General features: G+C 59.9%; 17 protein-coding genes. 7 read left to right on the forward strand and 10 right to left on the reverse strand.

Annotated elements, in window-relative coordinates:
* Nucleotides 1–94: 94 nt before the first annotated feature.
* The 4 genes from ppnN to queF form a co-directional block, all read right to left on the reverse strand.
* On the reverse strand, nucleotides 95–1450 hold the full coding sequence (gene ppnN / locus I6L48_RS09130; protein ID WP_010673382.1) for a nucleotide 5'-monophosphate nucleosidase PpnN: 1356 nt from the start codon (nucleotides 1448–1450) through the stop codon (nucleotides 95–97).
* A gap of 158 nt (nucleotides 1451–1608) precedes the next feature.
* The gene (locus I6L48_RS09135; RefSeq protein WP_216987989.1) at nucleotides 1609–3210 is read right to left on the reverse strand and encodes a diguanylate cyclase; all 1602 of its coding nucleotides are present in this window, start codon (nucleotides 3208–3210) and stop codon (nucleotides 1609–1611) included.
* An 85-nt stretch (nucleotides 3211–3295) separates the two neighbouring features.
* Nucleotides 3296–5566, reverse strand: coding sequence for a hypothetical protein (locus tag I6L48_RS09140; protein WP_103858152.1), 2271 nt, complete (start codon nucleotides 5564–5566; stop codon nucleotides 3296–3298).
* 116 nt (nucleotides 5567–5682) lie between these two features.
* Complete coding sequence (gene queF / locus I6L48_RS09145) at nucleotides 5683–6531, reverse strand: NADPH-dependent 7-cyano-7-deazaguanine reductase QueF (RefSeq protein WP_010673385.1); 849 nt, start codon at nucleotides 6529–6531, stop codon at nucleotides 5683–5685.
* 105 nt (nucleotides 6532–6636) lie between these two features.
* Here queF and syd point away from each other — a divergent pair, with 105 nt between their 5' ends.
* Nucleotides 6637–7185, forward strand: a complete 549-nt coding sequence (gene syd, locus I6L48_RS09150; protein WP_216987990.1) for a SecY-interacting protein — start codon at nucleotides 6637–6639, stop codon at nucleotides 7183–7185.
* 73 nt (nucleotides 7186–7258) lie between these two features.
* Here syd and I6L48_RS09155 read toward each other — a convergent pair whose 3' ends face one another.
* From I6L48_RS09155 to I6L48_RS09175, 5 genes are all read right to left on the reverse strand, one after another.
* Nucleotides 7259–8044, reverse strand: a complete 786-nt coding sequence (locus I6L48_RS09155; protein WP_216987991.1) for a Zn-ribbon-containing protein — start codon at nucleotides 8042–8044, stop codon at nucleotides 7259–7261.
* A gap of 9 nt (nucleotides 8045–8053) precedes the next feature.
* Nucleotides 8054–8359, reverse strand: coding sequence for a DNA-binding protein (locus tag I6L48_RS09160; RefSeq protein ID WP_052816317.1), 306 nt, complete (start codon nucleotides 8357–8359; stop codon nucleotides 8054–8056).
* A gap of 158 nt (nucleotides 8360–8517) precedes the next feature.
* A complete protein-coding gene (locus I6L48_RS09165; protein ID WP_039039420.1) occupies nucleotides 8518–8754 on the reverse strand; it encodes a DUF2789 domain-containing protein in 237 nt (78 codons plus the stop codon).
* 59 nt (nucleotides 8755–8813) lie between these two features.
* On the reverse strand, nucleotides 8814–9110 hold the full coding sequence (locus I6L48_RS09170; protein WP_039039421.1) for a DUF3301 domain-containing protein: 297 nt from the start codon (nucleotides 9108–9110) through the stop codon (nucleotides 8814–8816).
* A 68-nt stretch (nucleotides 9111–9178) separates the two neighbouring features.
* On the reverse strand, nucleotides 9179–10207 hold the full coding sequence (locus I6L48_RS09175; RefSeq protein WP_216987992.1) for a DUF3549 family protein: 1029 nt from the start codon (nucleotides 10205–10207) through the stop codon (nucleotides 9179–9181).
* A gap of 197 nt (nucleotides 10208–10404) precedes the next feature.
* Here I6L48_RS09175 and I6L48_RS09180 point away from each other — a divergent pair, with 197 nt between their 5' ends.
* The 3 genes from I6L48_RS09180 to I6L48_RS09190 all read left to right on the forward strand — a co-directional run bounded on the left by I6L48_RS09180 (nucleotide 10405) and on the right by I6L48_RS09190 (nucleotide 12141).
* A complete protein-coding gene (locus tag I6L48_RS09180) occupies nucleotides 10405–10740 on the forward strand; it encodes a YqcC family protein (RefSeq protein ID WP_010673392.1) in 336 nt (111 codons plus the stop codon).
* Complete coding sequence (truC, locus tag I6L48_RS09185) at nucleotides 10737–11516, forward strand: tRNA pseudouridine(65) synthase TruC (RefSeq protein WP_010673393.1); 780 nt, start codon at nucleotides 10737–10739, stop codon at nucleotides 11514–11516. Before I6L48_RS09180 ends, truC begins: the two co-directional genes overlap by 4 nt.
* A gap of 184 nt (nucleotides 11517–11700) precedes the next feature.
* A complete protein-coding gene (locus I6L48_RS09190; RefSeq protein WP_039039423.1) occupies nucleotides 11701–12141 on the forward strand; it encodes a flavodoxin in 441 nt (146 codons plus the stop codon).
* A 71-nt stretch (nucleotides 12142–12212) separates the two neighbouring features.
* Here the strand turns inward: I6L48_RS09190 and I6L48_RS09195 are convergent, their stop codons facing one another.
* The gene (locus I6L48_RS09195; RefSeq protein WP_010673395.1) at nucleotides 12213–12353 is read right to left on the reverse strand and encodes a hypothetical protein; all 141 of its coding nucleotides are present in this window, start codon (nucleotides 12351–12353) and stop codon (nucleotides 12213–12215) included.
* A gap of 315 nt (nucleotides 12354–12668) precedes the next feature.
* Between I6L48_RS09195 and I6L48_RS09200 the strand changes: the two genes are divergently transcribed.
* The 3 genes from I6L48_RS09200 (at nucleotide 12669) to ptsG (ending at nucleotide 16920) form a co-directional block, all read left to right on the forward strand.
* Nucleotides 12669–13991, forward strand: coding sequence for a maltoporin (locus I6L48_RS09200; RefSeq protein WP_119197404.1), 1323 nt, complete (start codon nucleotides 12669–12671; stop codon nucleotides 13989–13991).
* Nucleotides 13992–14081: 90 nt separating this feature from the next.
* On the forward strand, nucleotides 14082–15056 hold the full coding sequence (locus I6L48_RS09205; RefSeq protein WP_042015533.1) for a MalM family protein: 975 nt from the start codon (nucleotides 14082–14084) through the stop codon (nucleotides 15054–15056).
* A gap of 430 nt (nucleotides 15057–15486) precedes the next feature.
* Nucleotides 15487–16920 (forward strand): PTS glucose transporter subunit IIBC, encoded by a 1434-nt coding sequence (ptsG, locus tag I6L48_RS09210; protein WP_010673398.1) that lies wholly within the window; start codon nucleotides 15487–15489, stop codon nucleotides 16918–16920.
* Nucleotides 16921–17008: the final 88 nt, after the last annotated feature.

The following is a 17008-nucleotide window of genomic DNA, read 5'->3' on the forward strand; positions in this document are numbered from 1 at the left end:
TTGTAACAATGGTGGCGTCTCCTGCTAACCCCGTAGAAGACCATTCAATGAAAGAGGGGCCCATGGGCCCCTCCGGTGCATTGTGGTGTCCCGACTATTTGACTATCTCGTAGCAGGGAACGTACTGGCTGCCCGGCAGCTTCATGCGCTGCTGCTTGACGAAGCTTTCCAGCAACCTGTCCATCAGGTGCATCAGCTCCTTGTCGCCGTGCAGCTTGAAGGGACCCTTCTTCTCGATGGCCCTTATGCCCCCTTCCTTGACGTTGCCTGCGACGATGCCTGAGAAGGCGCGGCGCAGGTTGGCTGCCAGCAGCTGGGGCGGCTGGTTGCGATGCAGATCCAGGCTGGCCATGCTGGCGTGATCCGGCTCGAACGGCAGCTGGAACTCGGGCTCGATCCGCAGGGACCAGTTGAAGGAGTAGGCATCTCCCACAGACTTGCGGTATTCGCGGATCTTCGGCATCGCCTCCTTCATCACGCGGGCCACCTCGGGCGCATCGCCGATGATGATCCGGTAGAGACTGGTGGCGGCTTCCCCCAGGGTTGCCTTGACGAAGTCGTCGATGGCGCGGAAGTAGTCGGCGCTCTCTTTCGGGCCGGTCAGCACGATGGGGATGGGTTGGCGATCGTTGGCCGGGTGCATCATGATGCCGAGCAGGTAGAGCAGCTCCTCGGCAGTGCCGACCCCGCCCGGGAAGATGATGATGCCGTGACCCAGACGCACGAAGGCTTCCAGCCGCTTCTCGATGTCCGGCAGGATCACCAGCTCGTTGACGATTGGGTTCGGCGGTTCGGCGGCGATGATGGAAGGCTCGGTGAGACCGATGTAACGGCCGTTGCGCACCCGCTGCTTGGCGTGGCCGACGGCGGCCCCCTTCATGGGGCCCTCCATGGCACCCGGACCGCAGCCGGTACAGATGTTGAGCTCGCGCAGACCCAGCTCGCTACCCACCGCCCGGGTGTACTGGTATTCCACCTCGTTGATGGAGTGGCCGCCCCAGCAGACCACCAGGTTGGGATCGGCGCCGGGCAGGATCGCCTTGGCGTTGCGCAGGATGGCGAACACCACGTTGGAGATATGGGTAGAGCTGGTCAGGTTGACCAGACGATTGGACTCGAGCTGGGTCGACACATAGAGAATGTCCCGCAGCACGGAGAACAGATGCTCCTGGATGCCGCGAATGATCTCGCCGTCGACGAAGGCGTGCTCGGGGGCGTTGAACAGCTCGAGCTTGACCCCGCGCTCGCGCCGGATCACGTGAATATCGAAGGATTTGAAACGTTCCAGTATCTCTTTGGAACTGTCGGTATGGCTGCCGGAGTTGAGGACCGCCAGCGAGCAGTTGCGAAACAGTTGATAGATATCGCTGGAGGCCGTCTGCTTGAGGCGATCCACCTCGAGCTGGGACAGCAGGTCCATGCTGCCCACGGGATTGATGTGTGTAATCATAATTTCCCCTTTCACTCGCTTGTTATCGTTGTGCTTTCCCTGGGGAGAAAACGGGATGCTTTGGCATCCCTCGGGTTCGATAGTAGAGGCAAGGGGGTGGGCAGGGGAATAGGGGGACTGTGCGTTTGCCGCTTTTTTAGCCGCCCCTCAAAGCGGATTCAGGCGAGATTGACCTGATCCCGGCCGGAGTGCTTGGAACTGTAGAGCGCCTTGTCGGCGCGCTCGAACGCATCCGTGGTATGGTCGCCGGTCCGAAACAGGGTGGCACCGATGGAGATGGTGATCTCGACCCTGGCATCGCGAAAGCGGAACGGGATGCTCTTGATGGTCTGACGCAGGTTCTCCAGCGGCTTCTGGTACTTGTCCGGATTGATGTTCGGCAGCAGGACCACGAACTCCTCACCGCCAAAGCGGGCGATGAAGTCGGTGTCGCGCAAGGCGTTCTGCAGGGCCTTGGCAACCACCTTCAATGCCTTGTCGCCGGCCATGTGGCCGTAGTTGTCATTGATGTGCTTGAAGTGGTCGATGTCGATGATGGCCAGGCACAGGGGGGTGCCATAGCGTAGCCAGCGTTTGTATTCGAGCTCGAGCCGCTCGTCCAGGGCCGCCCGGTTGTGTACCTGGGTCAGGCTGTCGAGGAAGAGCTTGTGTTTCTGGATGGTGAGCCGCTTCTTGTACTCGGCGGTCTCGTCCTTCATCAACCTGAGCTTGGCTTCCATGTTGGAGAGGTGGGTGAGCAGGTGGCGCTCGCGGTTGGCCATCTCCTCCCGCTCCTGCTGCAGCCGGCGGATGGTGTCCAGATGCTCAGAAATGGCGCCCCTGAGTATCTGTGGCGAGTCATGGGCTGCCATGGCGCGATCGATGGCGGCGAGTTCCCGCTCCAGCGCCTGTCCGCTGAGATGGGCGGCATTTTGCAGCGCCCGCCCTTCATCCAGGGATTCGGTAAAGCTGTAATGGACCGAGGAGAGACTCTCGTTCAGGGTGCTGAGAAACGCCTGGGAGGCTTTGCGCTCTTCCCGGGTACCCTCGATGATGAGTTCGATGATCTGCAGGCAGACTTCGGCCAGCAGGGCAGGGGTGATGCCCCCGAGCAACTGGCGGCGGATGTCTGCGAGGCTCTCGCCCACGGCGCCGGCAAAGTCGAGCTCGGTGATGAGACGCTGCAACTCGTCTGAAATCTGGGCATGTGCCTTGATGTCAAAGGAGTCGGTAGGGGCCGGGCTGGAGAGCTCGGTGGGGATCTCCGCCGAAGGGGGGAACAGCGGCTTGCGCGGCAGCAGCTGGATTTTGATCGCCTGCTGGTAGAACTCCAGCAGCCGGATCACCTTCTTCTGGTGATCGCCGATGCCGTAACTCTCCGGGCTGGCGAGAAACTCCTTGAGGGCGCGGCGGGTATCTTCCGGAAACCCCTTGATGGTTTTGAGCTGTTTGCTGCCGAGATCGATGGCTGCCCGGGTCAGGCTGATGGACTCTTCCATGGTGTGGCTGTGCTGCTGCAACAGCTTCTCGATGGCGATCAGATCGGCATCGATGGAGGTGAGCGGAGGGTTGCCTTCAAGTTTCTGCTTGAGCTTGGCGAGCCGGTTGTCGAGCTCGCGATCGTGGCCACGACAGGCTTGCATCAACTTGCCGATGAACTGGATACTGCGGGTGCGTTCGGCATCGGAGAAGCTCGCCATGCCGTCAAGCTCCTGCTGTTTCTGCTGGAGGGATTCCCTGAGTCTTGCCAGTTGTCCTGTTACGGCAGCCATATCATTCATTCTTCAGGTCGCCCTGTTGTCATTATCGTTTTTGTTTCGTCCAGCAACAGAAAGCCAATCTAAGACCCCGTTGAGTACCTTTTTGTCACGGATTGTCCGCAACCTTCGTCCGTGAAAGCGCAAGCCAGTTAACCCATTGCTTTTCATGAGAAGAATTTACTTTTACCAGTCCCTTGTCAATTGCCATCAAGCAGCATTGCCACACATCTCCGTTAAAAAATGCGGCCTGCTGGCAATCGATGGCGGCCAGCTCAAGCCAGACGCTCTGCTGGCATTTTTCGCTGAGCTGAATGGCACCCGAGAGGGCCAGGTAGCAGAGATCGAACAGGCCGTGGTGATCGAGGGCCATGGCCGCCTTGGGCAGGAAGGGATGACTGACGATGCCGAGGCTGATGCGCCTGTCCAGCGGGTGCTCGCAGGGGAAGGCTGCCAGGGTGTCGAGCAGGGTCTGGGCCAGCTGATGCAACTGGGCCACGTGGCGCTGGGGCACCACATAGAGCAGGTGGCCTTCGCGCAGGTCGTAGATGCGGCCATCCTGCGGGGTCAGTTCGTTGACGTAGCGGCCGAAGGCCTGCTCTATCTCGCGGCTGACCTGATAGCCGTGCTGTTCCAGACTGTTGATCAGGAAGGGAACCCGGAACAGCAGGTAGTGCAGCTTGTCGTCAAATTCGCTGGTGGGGCGTTCGCTCAGGTACCAGCGCTCGGATTTTTGCTGGCGCTTGGCCATCTCCCGCGGCCAGCGACTCATCAGTCGCTGCCAGTTGGCCAGGCCGCTGCGCGGCTCTACCAGCAGGGCTTCTCCCAGCTGTTTGGCATGAAGGCGTGCGACCCGCAGTTTCAGCCAGAGGGTGAAGAACAGATAGATGAAGAGTGCCAGCAGCAGCCCGGTGCTGACGCTGGTCCAGAGGTATCGCTCCTGCTGGTGCTGGCTGGCGTCGAGTTGCTGTTCCAGCTCCTTGACCTGTTGCACCCGCTCCACCTGGGCGTAGTTGTCGCGCACCGCCTCCTGCTCCAGCGCCAGCTGCTGCTGGCGAACCAGTTCGCTGCGCTGGTGGTAATTCTTGTAGCTCTCCAGGGCCTGCTGGAGGTAACCCTTCTGCTCATAGGCGACGGAGAGCAGGCGGAAGATCTCGAATTGGCGCCGGATGTCCCCAATCCGGTTGGCCAGGGTGAGAGCGTTCTCCAACTGCAGGATGGCGATGCCCGCCTCCTGCTGCTTGAGGTGCAGCTCTCCCAGCAACAGCAGGGTGTCGATGAGCGACTCCTTGTCATCCCCCAGCTCATGGGACTGGCGTGCGGCGTTCAGGTAGTTTCGCGCCAGGTTGAGATTGCCGGTCTGCAGGTAGGTTTTGCCTATCTCGAACTTGAGGTGGGCGATGCGGGTACGGTTGCTGCTCTCGTCCAGCAGGTCGAGGGCATTGAAGAAATAGACCAGCGCCATGTTCATCTCGCCCTGATCCCGGTTGAGGCGGGCGAGCACGATCAGGGCGTCGCTCAGCATGGAGGAATTGCCGAGGGCATGAAAATAGTTGGCCGCCTCGCTGGCGTATTGCAGCGCTTTTTGTGGCTCCTGCTCTTCCTGATAGAGGCTGACCATCTGGTTCGAGAGCAGGCCGAGGAAGAGGGGATCCTGCAGGGGCTTGGCTTGCTGTTGTGCTTCGATGTACTCCCCCAGTGCAAGCTGGGGCTGACCCAGAGCCTGATAGAGATCCCCGCCCACGGCGCTGGTCCAGGCCCTGGCCAGAGGCTGTTTGGCGTGATCCGCCCATTTGCGGGTCTCGGCCAGCTGCTGTTTGGCGAGATCGAATTGCCGCTCCTCTATGCTGGCGTTGACGCGCAGCAAGCGGCTGTAGACCTGCAACTGGCTCTCCTTGAGGTCGGGATTGGCCAGCAGTTTGTCGAGTTTGTCGAGCAGGGGGGCCGCGGCGCCATGGGTATGCTGTTGCAGGTTGCGGCTTCGAACCAGCAGATAGAGCCCATGGGCCTGCAGCTCGAACTGCTGCTCTTTCTCGGCCATGGCGATGCCCTGCTCGAAGGACTCCTGTGCCTGGGCGAACTGCCCTAGCTGCTGCAGACACTCCCCCTTGAGCAGATAGGCGCCCGTGGTCTGGGTGGCGGTACCGTAGTTCAGCATCGGCTCGCGATAGCCGTACTCCTGACGGTTGCTGATGATCTGCTTGGGATTGTTGGCCGTGCGTTCGAGGAAGGAGGTGGCAATCTGGGCACATCTGGCGGGATCGGTCAGCACCAGGGTCTGGGCCTGCTGCAGGTCGATGGACAACTGCTCCTTGGCCAGATCCAGATCAGGAGCCGACAGGGAGGACATCATCATTGCCAGAAAAAACAGTTGATTCATTGGATTAAGAACGGCACGGAGGTGCAGGCATGTTATCCAAGCCCACCCCCGCCCGTCCAGAGTTTACTGAGGTGATGCGCAGCGGGCCGCAGCCCGCAGGATGGTGGCGCCGGTGATTACTGGCGAATGAGGCGCAGGTTCGCTGGAACCGGCTCCCAGTCGCTGCGGAAGGGGTTGATGTCCAGGCCGCCGCGGCGGGTGTAACGGGCATGGACGGTCAGTTGTTCCGGGGCGCAGAAGTGCTTGAGATCGGTAAAGATGCGCTCGATGCACTGCTCGTGGAACTCGTTGTGCTGGCGGAACGAGATGAGGTAGCGCAACAGCTTCTCCCGGTCGAGACGCGGGCCGCGATAGTGGATCACCACGGATCCCCAGTCCGGCTGGCTGGTCACCAGGCAGTTGGACTTGAGCAGGTGGCTGTGCAGGGTCTCCTCCACGATCTCGCGACCGGCGGCCCCTTGCAGCAGGGTCTCGTCAAACTCGTAGCCGTCCACCTCGATATCCAGGCTGTCGATGCACTCACCGGGCAGCTGGGCTATCTGGTGGGGGGCCTGGTCGAGGGTGAAGAGGGTGACGCTCACCGGGGCACCAGCGCAGCCACTCAGGTCCTGAACCAGCAGCGCCTGCACCGCCTCCAGGGAGTCGCAGCGGGTCTGGTTGAAGGAGTTCAGGTAAAGCTTGAACGACTTGGACTCGATGAGATTCGGGCTGGTAGCAGGCACAAAGACCTCCCCGATGGCAACCACGGGCTTGCCTTTGGCATTGAGCCAGGAGAGTTCATACAGGGTCCAGACGTCGCACCCCTGGAAGGGCAGTTCACCTCTCAGGCCAAGATCGTCGCGGTTCAGGCTGCGTGGCACGGGCTGCAGCAGACTCGGGGTGTACTGGCTGATGTAGGCGGACTGCTGCCCCAGGCTCAGGCCTTGCAGCGCACTGGCGCCGGCGTATCTCTCTTGTTTGCTCATGCTGGTTTGCTCACGCTTGTCTGATAAGGGGTTTGATGGTGCAATGGCCCGATTTTTCGATCAGGTACTTGCGGCCATCAGAGGCCGCTATTGTGGGGAATATCGATGTCGGATCAAGTCCTGTCTGCCCTGAAGCAGTTCTTTTTACGCTGGCAGCGCGATGGTGAAGGAAGGCGGGGGCTGCCCCTGTGTGACTGGGAGGCCGACTGGCGCTCTCCTTGCGAGCTGGATGAACCCAGGGAGGGGCGGGTCGCCTGGCGTCCGTTCCAGCGGGAGCAGGCAGCCGACTTCACGGCCATGGCGAACGCCCTGGAGCTGACCCTGCATCCCAGCGCCATCGCCCTGTTTGGCCACTGGTTCAGCCGCCCTCTGTCCTGCTCTTTCAAGGGGTTGCGCATCGAACTCATCCTGCCGTGGAACGATGCCGATCTGGATCTGCTCAAGGAGAACCTCATTGGCCACCTGCTGATGCTGCGCAAGTTGAAGCGATCCCCTTCACTCTTCATTGCCACGACCCGCAACGAGATGACGCTGGTCTCCCTCGATAACGAGAGCGGCCAGGTGTGGCTGGAGTGGCTGGACTCCGGGCGGCGCCTGACGCTGGCCTCCTCGTTGCCGGCCTTTCTGGCGCGACTGGAAACCTTGCCCCAGTGATGCCCCAAAAGAGAGGGCCTTGCCACCTGGCAAGGCCCTCTCTTTTTATTGCGCCATTGTGCGCGGTAGGCTCCTACTCCTTGAAGTCCCAGGAGAGGTTGGAGACCAGCCTGCAAGGCTCGCACCTGAAGTCGAAGATCTCGTGCAGGGGGGCGGCCAGCGCCCATGGGCCACCACAGCCAGGGCAGGGGCGAGCCCGCTCTTCGGCGGCGCTCAGGCCACCTACCCGGTAGAGATAGTAATAGGTGGGGATGCCGCTCAGGAGCTCCAGCCGTCTGGCGAGATCGCTGCCCCGGCGATGAAGGCGGCTGCCCACCTCGCCGATTTCGTGCAGGGCGGCGTGTTCGGCGATGGAGCCGTTCATCTGCAACTGATCGCAGGCTTCCCAATCTTCCTGCCACTTGATGATCTGCTTGTGGTCACCGTTGGCGACGGCGGGCAGCCGATAGAGCGGGATGGGAGCGAAGTGGTCGCCGCAGCGCAGGGGAGAGCAACTGTGCAGGAAGCTGGTGTAGAGCAGCATCCAGCTGGGACGCTCCCCCTGCTCTGCGCACGGGTCCGTACTGTCCGAGAGCAGATCCGCCCCTTGCAGGTGGAGTTTGGGGGCGAGCAGGCCCGCCTGGTGCAGACCTTGCTCGGCAAGGGTGACCAGCTCGCTCTGGTTGTCAGGGTGCAGGCTGTCCTGCTCCGGGCAGACCACCCGGCTGACGAAATAGCCTTCGTGCATGCTGGTGGGAAACTCCCGCCCCAGGATCTGCCCCTGATAGCGCAGCATGTCGAGGTAGTGGACGATGGCCCGTTCGGCCTCCCCGAGGGAGGTATCGCGGTAGCACTCAAAGGTGAGTTCGAGGATATGCATGGCGATGGGTCAATCCGGCTTCTGGTTGAGCAGCAGATCGGTGAGGCGATCGACCTTCTGCTCCAGCCGGGCGAGCTGCTCGCTCAGTTGCTGAAGAGTGACGCTTTCCGTGGCCAAGGGGGACGCCTCGGGGGCACTGGCGGGGGCGGGCGCTGTCGACGCGGGCTGGGGTTGTTGCTTCCACTGGCTCAACACCTTGAGCAGCTCGGCCATGGGCACGGGATGGCTGAGGCGGGCCTTGACCATGGCGGTAGAGGGGGTGATCCCCCTGGCACTGAGTTCGTTGGCTATCTGGATGATCTCTTGGGCTGACATCTTGGCTCCTGCACGGCCGTCTTGCTGCGGGTGGATAGTGGCACAGAGCTTAATCAAAGCCTGTCCATCAGGAAAGCGGAGCGAAGGGCGTGGGTGGCGAGAGGGAGGGGATTGGCGGCTCCGCGTCTACCCAACGCTGGCCGCCGGGAGTACGGGGATCAGGTCCCCTGGCGCAGCATCACATCCAGCTGGTCGATGGCTTCCGCCCAGTCGGCGTCGTGGCTGAGGGCATCGCGCAGAAAGCCTGCCTGGGAAGGAGTCCAGAACGGCGCGTCGGGCAACTGGGTATGGCGATCGATGGGATGGTCGCGGATAAAACGCTGCTGGCTGATGTCGTCACTGGCCAGCCCCAGCTGGGCAAACAGGGCGGCCATGTCATGGGTGAGCAATTCCATCTCGGTACTCCTTGGAAGGGGGCTGTGGAAGAGTATAGCCAGCCCCCGTGCTCTCAAATCTAGGAGGGGAGACGATGGGGTGGCAGCTCGACACCGGCGACATGCAGCCCCTGCATGCAGAGCTGCCCCTGATAATGGCTCTCTCCGTCGCTGGAGAACTCGAACTGGTAGTAGGTGAGCAGGCGCAGGGGCTTGTGCCCCAGGGCGCGGTGTGTCCGCGCCAGCGACAGCAGTTGCAGGTCGTGGTGCTGGCAGTAGCGGCGCATGTATTGCCAGGCCAGCTCCGCCTGGCGGCGCTGTTGCCAGAAGGCCCAGCCAACGAGGCCGAGCAGCAAGATCCCAAGCATTTCTCCCATCAGCGGGTTCCTTCTGTGATGTGTGTGGGGCCCTATTCACCTCAGGCAACAGGGCCGTCGTGCCGGGCCTAGGTGGAAGCGAACAGGCGACCGATGGCCAGACCCAGGGCCTCGCTGCGTTCGGGGTCACGCAGTTTTGCCAGCATATCATTGCGCAATGCCGGTAGCGTGACGAGCTCGGCAAATACCTGGTTGAAGAACTGGGTGGGTTGCAGGGCGAGCTGCTCCAGAAACAGGCCGAGCAGTTCGGGGTGTTTCAGATCGGGCCAGAGGCGGCCAGCGATGGCGAGGAGCAGGGAGGGACTTGGCCGGGTTTGCAGCAGGGTCAGCAGCTTGTTGGTGCGCAGTCCGTTGCCCAGGCAGGAGGCCAGTGCCCGGCACAGATAGGCCAGGGTTTCGGGGTCAGGCTCGGCGCACTCCTGCTCCTTGCCGATGCGCTCCAGCAATGCGCCTTGCAGGGCAGGAGGCAGGGGGGCGTTCTCCAGGCTCTGGCACAGGGCGTAAAGAGGGGCCTGCGGCAGTACGGGCAAGGCCTTGCAGACCAGTGCCAGGTTGCGTTCAACCTGCAGCCGCTCCGCGAGATCTGCAAACCCTTGCAGTCCCAGGGCCTGCCACCCCTCTTCCCCCGGCGCCGCCAGATAGTGGCAGAGGGCCTCGTAGTAAGCGGAAGGGGCTTGTTCCAGCTGGCGGGCCAGCTTGGCGTGCACACTGGCCATCTTGGCCTCGGCCGGACGGAAGGTGTAGGGGTTGTCCGCCAGACGCTGGGCCTTCTCTTCGTCCAGTTCACCGGTGAGCTTGTAGCCCAGAGTCTCTACCACCTGATCCATGAAATGCTTGGGGCCGCTGGAGATGAGCAGGCCGCGTTCATCGAGGGCGAACTTGAGGAACCAGAGGTAGTGCCTGGATTCGGTTGGCTGGAAGAAGTGCACGCCGAGCCAGGCGTGCTGCTGCAACGGCCAGGGGTAGGGCTCCTGCTGCTGCTCGATGCGCACGAAGAGGTCGCTGGGGAGCGAGCGCACCTGGCGGCCCAGATCGAACAGCTGGAACTGGGTATCGGCCTGGGTCAGAAACTCGGTCAGGGTGTTGATGGAAGACATGAAGAGATCCCGCTTGAAGATAATGGGGGCGATTATAAGGGGGCTGCACCAGATAGCCAGAGGCGGTGATGCAGGGTATGAAGGTGACGGCAACATGGCAGCCATTGCGGGGTCGGTGTATAGTAGCGCCCCTTTTTGATGGCCGTATTGAGTGGGGCCCCGTCGCAGACCGGGCCCGCGATGAGGAAGTGAGCGAGATGAATCAATATCTGCTGGTTGCCGGTCTGCTGGGAGAGCTGACTGCCGAGTTGCAACGTCTGGAACGCTGGCAAGCCGACCATCCGGGGAGCGAGGCGCTGGCAAGCGAGCTGCCGTTCTGTGTCGATACCCTGAGTTTCGATCAGTGGCTGCAGTTCGTGCTGATCCCGCGCATGGAACAACTGGTGCTGCTGCAGGCTCCGCTGCCGACCAGCGTCTCCCTCTATCCCATGGCGAGTGAGGTCTATAAAGAGGAGCTGGCGGAGGTCGAGGCCCTGCTTCGTCTGATCGCCCGTTTCGATCTGCTGCTCTCCGGCAAAGTGGTCGAACAATGATGGACGAGCAGACCCGGACAGCGGATGCCTTGCAGCCGACTCTGCTCTATCAGGATGACTGGCTGGTGGCGGTGAACAAACCGTCCGGTCTCCTGGTGCACCGCAGTTGGCTCGACAAGGCCGAGACCCGTTTCGCCATGCAGATGACCCGGGATCTGATCGGTGGTCGTCATGTCTACCCCGTGCACCGACTGGACAGGCCCACTTCGGGTGTGCTGCTGTTTGCTCTCGATCCTGCCGTGGCCCGTACCCTGACCGAGGCCTTTGCTGCCCGTCAGGTCCACAAGGAGTACCTGGCACTGGTGCGGGGATGGGCCCCCGAAGAGGGGCTCATCGACTATCCGCTCAAGGAGCAGCTGGACAAGATTGCCGATGCCTTCAGCGACCCGGATCGCCCCGCCCAGGAGGCGGTGACCGCGTTTCGTCGTCTGCATCAGGTCGAGCTGCCCTTCGCCGTCTCCAAGAAGCATCCCACCAGTCGCTACAGCCTGGTCCGCCTCTTTCCCAAGACGGGGCGCAAGCACCAGCTGCGCCGCCATCTGGATCACCTGTTCCACCCCATCGTTGGTGATACCACCCACGGGGATGGCCGGCACAACCGGTTCTTTCGCGAGCACTATGGGTGCGACCGCCTGCTGTTGATCGCGCACCGTCTGAGCTTCGAGCATCCGGTGCTCAAGGTGCCGATGCGGATCCAGGCGCCCCTGGGCCCCGAGGTGCTGGGTCTGTTCGCCCGTCTGGGCTGGCCTGCCAGCGAGCAAGACTACGGCGCCTGAGCCTCTTTCCATCTGTTGCCTCTGACCGGGCTGTGGCATGCTGTAGCCCAGGTACGTCAGAGGAATGACTTATGGCTCAACGAGATATCGCCTGCGCAATCGCGTACCCCCCGTCTGTTCAAGGGGGCTCTTCCTACCCATCCCGGTCTTGCCGGGTCCAATATCTGTCCCTGAGGAGTCGCTGATGGCCGAGATCGACATCCTGGTCGGCACCGTCTACGGCTCTGCCATGCTGGTGGCCGAGACCCTCTGTGACCACCTGCAAGCCAATGGCCATGTCTGCCAGATCTTCGATGACGCGGCGTTGACCGACATCGATGCCTCACGCTTTCTGCTCATCGTGACCGCCACCACGGGGCAGGGGGATATACCGCCCAATTTGCAACCCTTTGCCAGTGCCCTGGCCGATCGTGCTCCTTATATGAAGGGATGGCGCTATGCCCTCATCGCCATGGGAGACAGCAGCTATGAACACTTCTGCGGAGCGGGGCGAACGCTGGATGCTCTGTTGCAGGAGCTGGCTGCCGAGCCACTGGTTGTGCGCCTGGAAATCGATGCGACGGTAGAAGATGAGCCTGAAGTGGCAGCGCTGGCCTGGTTGAAAACCTGGGAAAATAGACTGTAGCCAGACCCTTCTCCCCGAGAATAAATTCACCTCCGTGAGTGTGCTGACGGGGGTGTTTTATTTTTGGGGCGTCACGCCTCAGCCCCCAAATATATCCTCTCTTTCGTCCGGTTATTTTTCTCGCCAATGATGATAACCGGTTGGCCATATTCATCATCACCCACGACAAATTGAAAAATTAAAAGTTCCGCATTGAAAGCGATTTCAGTCATGTTTTTGCTACTGCGACACGGATTTATCACTTAACTCTCGTCGCGAATTAATATTTGAAAGCGCTTTCTTTGGTTGTTGTTTTTATTTTTTGTGCTTTTAATGGGTGATTTGAACCAACAAATGCAAATTTATTGATATTTTGTTGCCTTGGTTGTCGGTGGCGTGCGATTTGTCATCGTTTTGTGAATCAGCTCATGTTTGCAGGGAATTTGGGTACATATAATCGACCTCGGTTATCACCAAAACGTTTTTCCGGTGATAAGAACTTGAATATCAGGATCACACTCCTCTCAGCGGGAATAAGGAAAATGAAAATGAAAGCAAAGTGGCTCCCGATCGCTGCAGCAGTAACCGCAGCCCTGGCTTCCCAAGCCGCCTTCGCCGTTGATTTCCACGGCTACTTCCGTTCCGGTGTCGGTGTTTCCGGTGACGGGGACATGGTCAAATACAACGTCAACAAGGTTGGTCGTCTGGGTAACGAAAATGATACCTACGGCGAAGTCCAGCTGGGTCAGGAAGTCTTCAACAAAGATGGCAAGACTTTCTACGTAGACTCCATGTTCGCCATGGCGTCCAACGGCTCCAACGACTGGGAAGGTACCGGCACCGTCTGTAACTTCGATGCCAAGCAGTGCAACGGCGACTCCGACTTCGCCCTGCGTCAGTTCAACGTGCAAGCCAAGGGGCTGCTGGGCTTCGCGCCGGAAGCCACCCTGTGGGCCGGTAAGCGTTTCTACCAACGTCACGACATCCACATCTCTGACTTCTACTACTGGAACATCTCCGGTGCTGGCGCCGGTATCGAAGGCATCCAGGCTGGTCCTGGCAAGCTCTCCCTGGCCTGGGTCCGAAACGACCGCAGCGCGGGTGATGTCTTCGGTCAGTACACCCAGACTGGTGTAGATGGCAACGGTGATCCGGTTTACCAGAAGAACGAAGATCTGAACGTCAACACCCTGGACGTGCGTTATGCCGGCATCCCGCTGTGGCAGGACGGCTCTCTGGAAGTGGGCGCCATGTATGCCCTGGTCAATGAGACCGACGCCCAGAAAGATCTGAAGAACGACAACATGAAGAACGGCGTCATGCTGACCGCCGAACTGACTCAAGGCATCTTCGGTGGCTTCAACAAGACCGTGCTGCAGTACGGTACCGAAGGCTACTCCAAGACCATGGCCTTCTACGGTGACGGTTCTTGGTATGGTGCCGAAGCCAAAGCCGGTGCCGATGGCTACCGTATCATCAACTGGGGCGTCATCCCGATGGGCAACTCCTGGGAGATGGGTCACCAGCTGGTCTACGGGGTAGGCAACGAGATGTGGAACGGCAACGACAAGTACGAAACCATGTCTGTCGTCGCTCGCCCGATGTACAAGTGGGATGACTTCAACAAGACCATCTTCGAAGGCGGCTACTTCCAGGACAAGAGCAAGTCCACTTCCGGTACCACCGACAAAGATGGCGCTTACAAGCTGACCCTGGCTCAGGCCTGGTCTGCCGGCTCCAGCTTCTGGGCCCGTCCGGAAATCCGCGTGTTCGCCACCTACCTGAAGAACACCGAAGACCAGAACGCCTTTGAAGGCAACACCTCCAAAGACACCTATCAGGTTGGCGTACAAGCAGAAGCCTGGTGGTAAGCAATATCTTCAGTTAAGTTAGTCACTGCCCCCTTATGGGGGCAGTTTTGTTTCGCATGATGTGGCAACCGGGTTATGGAGATAAGAAGAATGAAACTGGTAAAGATGTCTATCGCGGCCATGGTTACCGCGCTGCTGGCCGGTTGTTCCGGTAGCATGGTGGTGCCCGTGCAGGAGCACGCCTCCATTCTGAGTAATGCCGATCAGGCCAAGCAGGCGCTCTCCCAGGCAACCAGTTGTTGCACAGGGTTCAACGAATTCAATTATGTCTCCCTGCCGGAAGGCGAGACGCTGCTGGCCATCGACGGCAAGCAGCCCAGTTATCAGTTTGACGAGGGCATGAGCTATTTTGCCGCCTATCGTCTGCCGGCCAATACCGGCAATCTGGCCATCACCCTGGCCTCCCAGGTCAGCAAGACGGTCCTGGTTCCCAAGGTGATCATGCTGGATGCCCAGTTCAAGGTGACTCGCGTGCTGGGTGAGTCGGTCTTTGCCTATCAACCAGCCCACCTGCTCGACAATGACAGGATTGAGGGGCGTGTGTTTGTGGACCGCAGCATGCCGGGCAATCCCGCCACTGAAACCTATATGGTGGTCTATGCGCCGGCCAACGAGACGGCGGGCAGCACCACCATCTTGCACCCCGCCAAGGCCTTTGCCCGTGCCAACGGCACGGTCGAGCCGGATATCAAGGACCCCGTGATCCCCCATTCGCCCTGGGGTCTGGTACAGATAAAGGTCACGGACATGGCCAAGGGACAAGGCCTGGAAGCCGTGTTCAAGCCTGAATACGCCGACAAGGTGGCGATGAGCCAGGCCAAGCCTGCTACCACTGCGGTGGCTGCGACGGCGGCCACCACGGCAGCCGTTGCCGCAGCGCCGAGCAAGCCGGCTCCCGCCATGCTGAGCGAGACCGAGAGCTTCTACAACGCCCAGATCGAGAAAGCGGTGAAGGCCGGTGACATCGACAAGGCGATGCAGCTCGTGAATGAAGCCGAGCGTGCCGGTTCAACCAAGGCGAAATCGGTCTTTATTGATGCAGTGAAACGTTCACAGAAGAACTAAATATCTCGGTTTATTAAAACCGATATTTATTGGAGGCCTCCCTTGTTGGAGGCCTTTTTAATCGGTAGACTGGATAATATAAATCCGCAATAAGTTACATTTAGTTACAGTGAGTATCGCTGGGTATTGTTTGGTTTCTTTGTGATTTATTTTGAAGTGGTTTATTTCTTTTTGCGGCGAAGCTATAACAATACGAAATAATATTCAAGATAGTCCCCTCTCTGCTTATTTATTATCTTGTGATCTCTCCTCCAAATTTATTATTCCCTTGTTTCCGACAGAGGCATTTCCACCCCCGCTGGGTTATATTCTGCTGGTCAAAATAAGCAACCCGGAAAACGCACTTGGCGCAGTGACGAATGAAGCACATCGTTATCAATAAACTGCCCTGAGTCGTTGTCGGAAAAAAAATCCATTCAGGAGCGCACACATGTTAAAAAATGCTTTCTCTAATCTGCAAAAGGTCGGTAAGGCGCTGATGCTGCCCGTATCGGTCTTGCCCGTTGCAGGTATTCTGCTGGGGGTGGGTGCTGCCCACTTCAGCTGGTTGCCGGAAATCGTCTCCCAACTGATGGAGCAGGCCGGTGGTTCCGTATTCGGCCAGATGGCTCTGCTGTTCGCCGTGGGCGTCGCCCTTGGCTTCACCAATAACGACGGTGTGTCCGGCCTGTCCGCCATCGTCGGCTACGGCATCATGACCGCCACCCTGACTGTGATGGCGCCTGTGATGGGTGTCGAGAAGATCGATACCGGTGTGCTGGGTGGTATCCTCGCCGGTGGCGTGGCTGCCTGGGCGTTCAACCGCTTCTACAAGATCCAGCTGCCAGAGTACCTCGGCTTCTTCGCTGGCAAGCGCGCCGTGCCCATCATCACCGGTTTTGTTTCCATCGGTCTGGGTGTCGTGCTCTCCTTCATCTGGCCGCCGATTGGTGGTGCCATCGGTGCCTTCTCCGACTGGGCTGCCAACCAGAACCCGGTCCTGGCCTTCGGTATCTACGGCGTGGTTGAGCGCTCCCTGATCCCGTTCGGTCTGCACCACATCTGGAACGTGCCGTTCTTCTATCAGGCTGGTACCTGCGTCAACGCCGCCGGTGAAACCGTACACGGCATCATGACCTGCTTCCTGACTGCTGATGACGCTTCCCGTGCTGCCGGCAACGGCTTCGGTCAGCTGGCGGGTGGCTACCTGTTCAAGATGTTCGGTCTGCCTGCTGCCGCGTTTGCCATTGCGCACTCCGCCAAGCCGGAAAACCGCGCCAAGATCGTAGGTATCATGGCTTCTGCTGCCCTGACCTCCTTCCTGACCGGTATCACCGAGCCTATCGAATTCTCCTTCCTGTTCGTGGCCCCGGTTCTGTACGCCATCCACGCCCTGCTGGCCGGTCTGGCATACGTGCTGACCAACATGCTGGGTGTCGTTCACGGTCACACCTTCTCCAACGGCTTCATCGACTTCGTGGTGCAATCTCCGCGTGCCGACAACATGCTGCTGCTGGTGGGTCTGGGTCTGGTCTACGCGGTCATCTACTACGTGGTCTTCACCGTGGTCATCCGTGCCATGAACCTGAAAACCCCGGGTCGTGAAGACGAAGCTGCCCAAGAGTCCTCTGCCGGTCAAAGCAAGGACGAGATGTCTGCTGCACTGGTCTCCGCCTTCGGTGGCAAAGAGAACATCGCCTCTCTGGACGCCTGCATCACCCGTCTGCGTGTCGGTGTGAAGGATGTGGCCAAGGTTGACCAGGCTGGTCTGAAGAAGCTGGGTGCCGCCGGTGTGGTGGTGGCGGGTTCCGGTGTACAAGCCATCTTCGGCACCAAGTCCGACAACCTGAAAACTGAAATGGACATCTGGATGAAGAGCAACTGATTGTCGCTCCGATATCCGAGTTCCGAAAAGGGAGGCGCAAGCCTCCCTTTTTGCTGGGTTGCGTTTGGTGGCGGGACATGTGCGGGGG

Origin of the sequence: Aeromonas sp. FDAARGOS 1418 (assembly GCF_019048585.1) — a bacterium.
Taxonomy (GTDB): domain Bacteria; phylum Pseudomonadota; class Gammaproteobacteria; order Enterobacterales; family Aeromonadaceae; genus Aeromonas; species Aeromonas caviae.

Coding starts and splice junctions, on each gene's coding strand:
- ppnN (WP_010673382.1), bottom strand. CDS start 1,450: ATGATTACACACATCAATCCCGTGGGCAGCATGGACCTGCTGTCCCAG.
- I6L48_RS09135 (WP_216987989.1), bottom strand. CDS start 3,210: ATGAATGATATGGCTGCCGTAACAGGACAACTGGCAAGACTCAGGGAA.
- I6L48_RS09140 (WP_103858152.1), bottom strand. CDS start 5,566: ATGAATCAACTGTTTTTTCTGGCAATGATGATGTCCTCCCTGTCGGCT.
- queF (WP_010673385.1), bottom strand. CDS start 6,531: ATGAGCAAACAAGAGAGATACGCCGGCGCCAGTGCGCTGCAAGGCCTG.
- syd (WP_216987990.1), top strand. CDS start 6,637: ATGTCGGATCAAGTCCTGTCTGCCCTGAAGCAGTTCTTTTTACGCTGG.
- I6L48_RS09155 (WP_216987991.1), bottom strand. CDS start 8,044: ATGCATATCCTCGAACTCACCTTTGAGTGCTACCGCGATACCTCCCTC.
- I6L48_RS09160 (WP_052816317.1), bottom strand. CDS start 8,359: ATGTCAGCCCAAGAGATCATCCAGATAGCCAACGAACTCAGTGCCAGG.
- I6L48_RS09165 (WP_039039420.1), bottom strand. CDS start 8,754: ATGGAATTGCTCACCCATGACATGGCCGCCCTGTTTGCCCAGCTGGGG.
- I6L48_RS09170 (WP_039039421.1), bottom strand. CDS start 9,110: ATGGGAGAAATGCTTGGGATCTTGCTGCTCGGCCTCGTTGGCTGGGCC.
- I6L48_RS09175 (WP_216987992.1), bottom strand. CDS start 10,207: ATGTCTTCCATCAACACCCTGACCGAGTTTCTGACCCAGGCCGATACC.
- I6L48_RS09180 (WP_010673392.1), top strand. CDS start 10,405: ATGAATCAATATCTGCTGGTTGCCGGTCTGCTGGGAGAGCTGACTGCC.
- truC (WP_010673393.1), top strand. CDS start 10,737: ATGATGGACGAGCAGACCCGGACAGCGGATGCCTTGCAGCCGACTCTG.
- I6L48_RS09190 (WP_039039423.1), top strand. CDS start 11,701: ATGGCCGAGATCGACATCCTGGTCGGCACCGTCTACGGCTCTGCCATG.
- I6L48_RS09195 (WP_010673395.1), bottom strand. CDS start 12,353: ATGACTGAAATCGCTTTCAATGCGGAACTTTTAATTTTTCAATTTGTC.
- I6L48_RS09200 (WP_119197404.1), top strand. CDS start 12,669: ATGAAAGCAAAGTGGCTCCCGATCGCTGCAGCAGTAACCGCAGCCCTG.
- I6L48_RS09205 (WP_042015533.1), top strand. CDS start 14,082: ATGAAACTGGTAAAGATGTCTATCGCGGCCATGGTTACCGCGCTGCTG.
- ptsG (WP_010673398.1), top strand. CDS start 15,487: ATGTTAAAAAATGCTTTCTCTAATCTGCAAAAGGTCGGTAAGGCGCTG.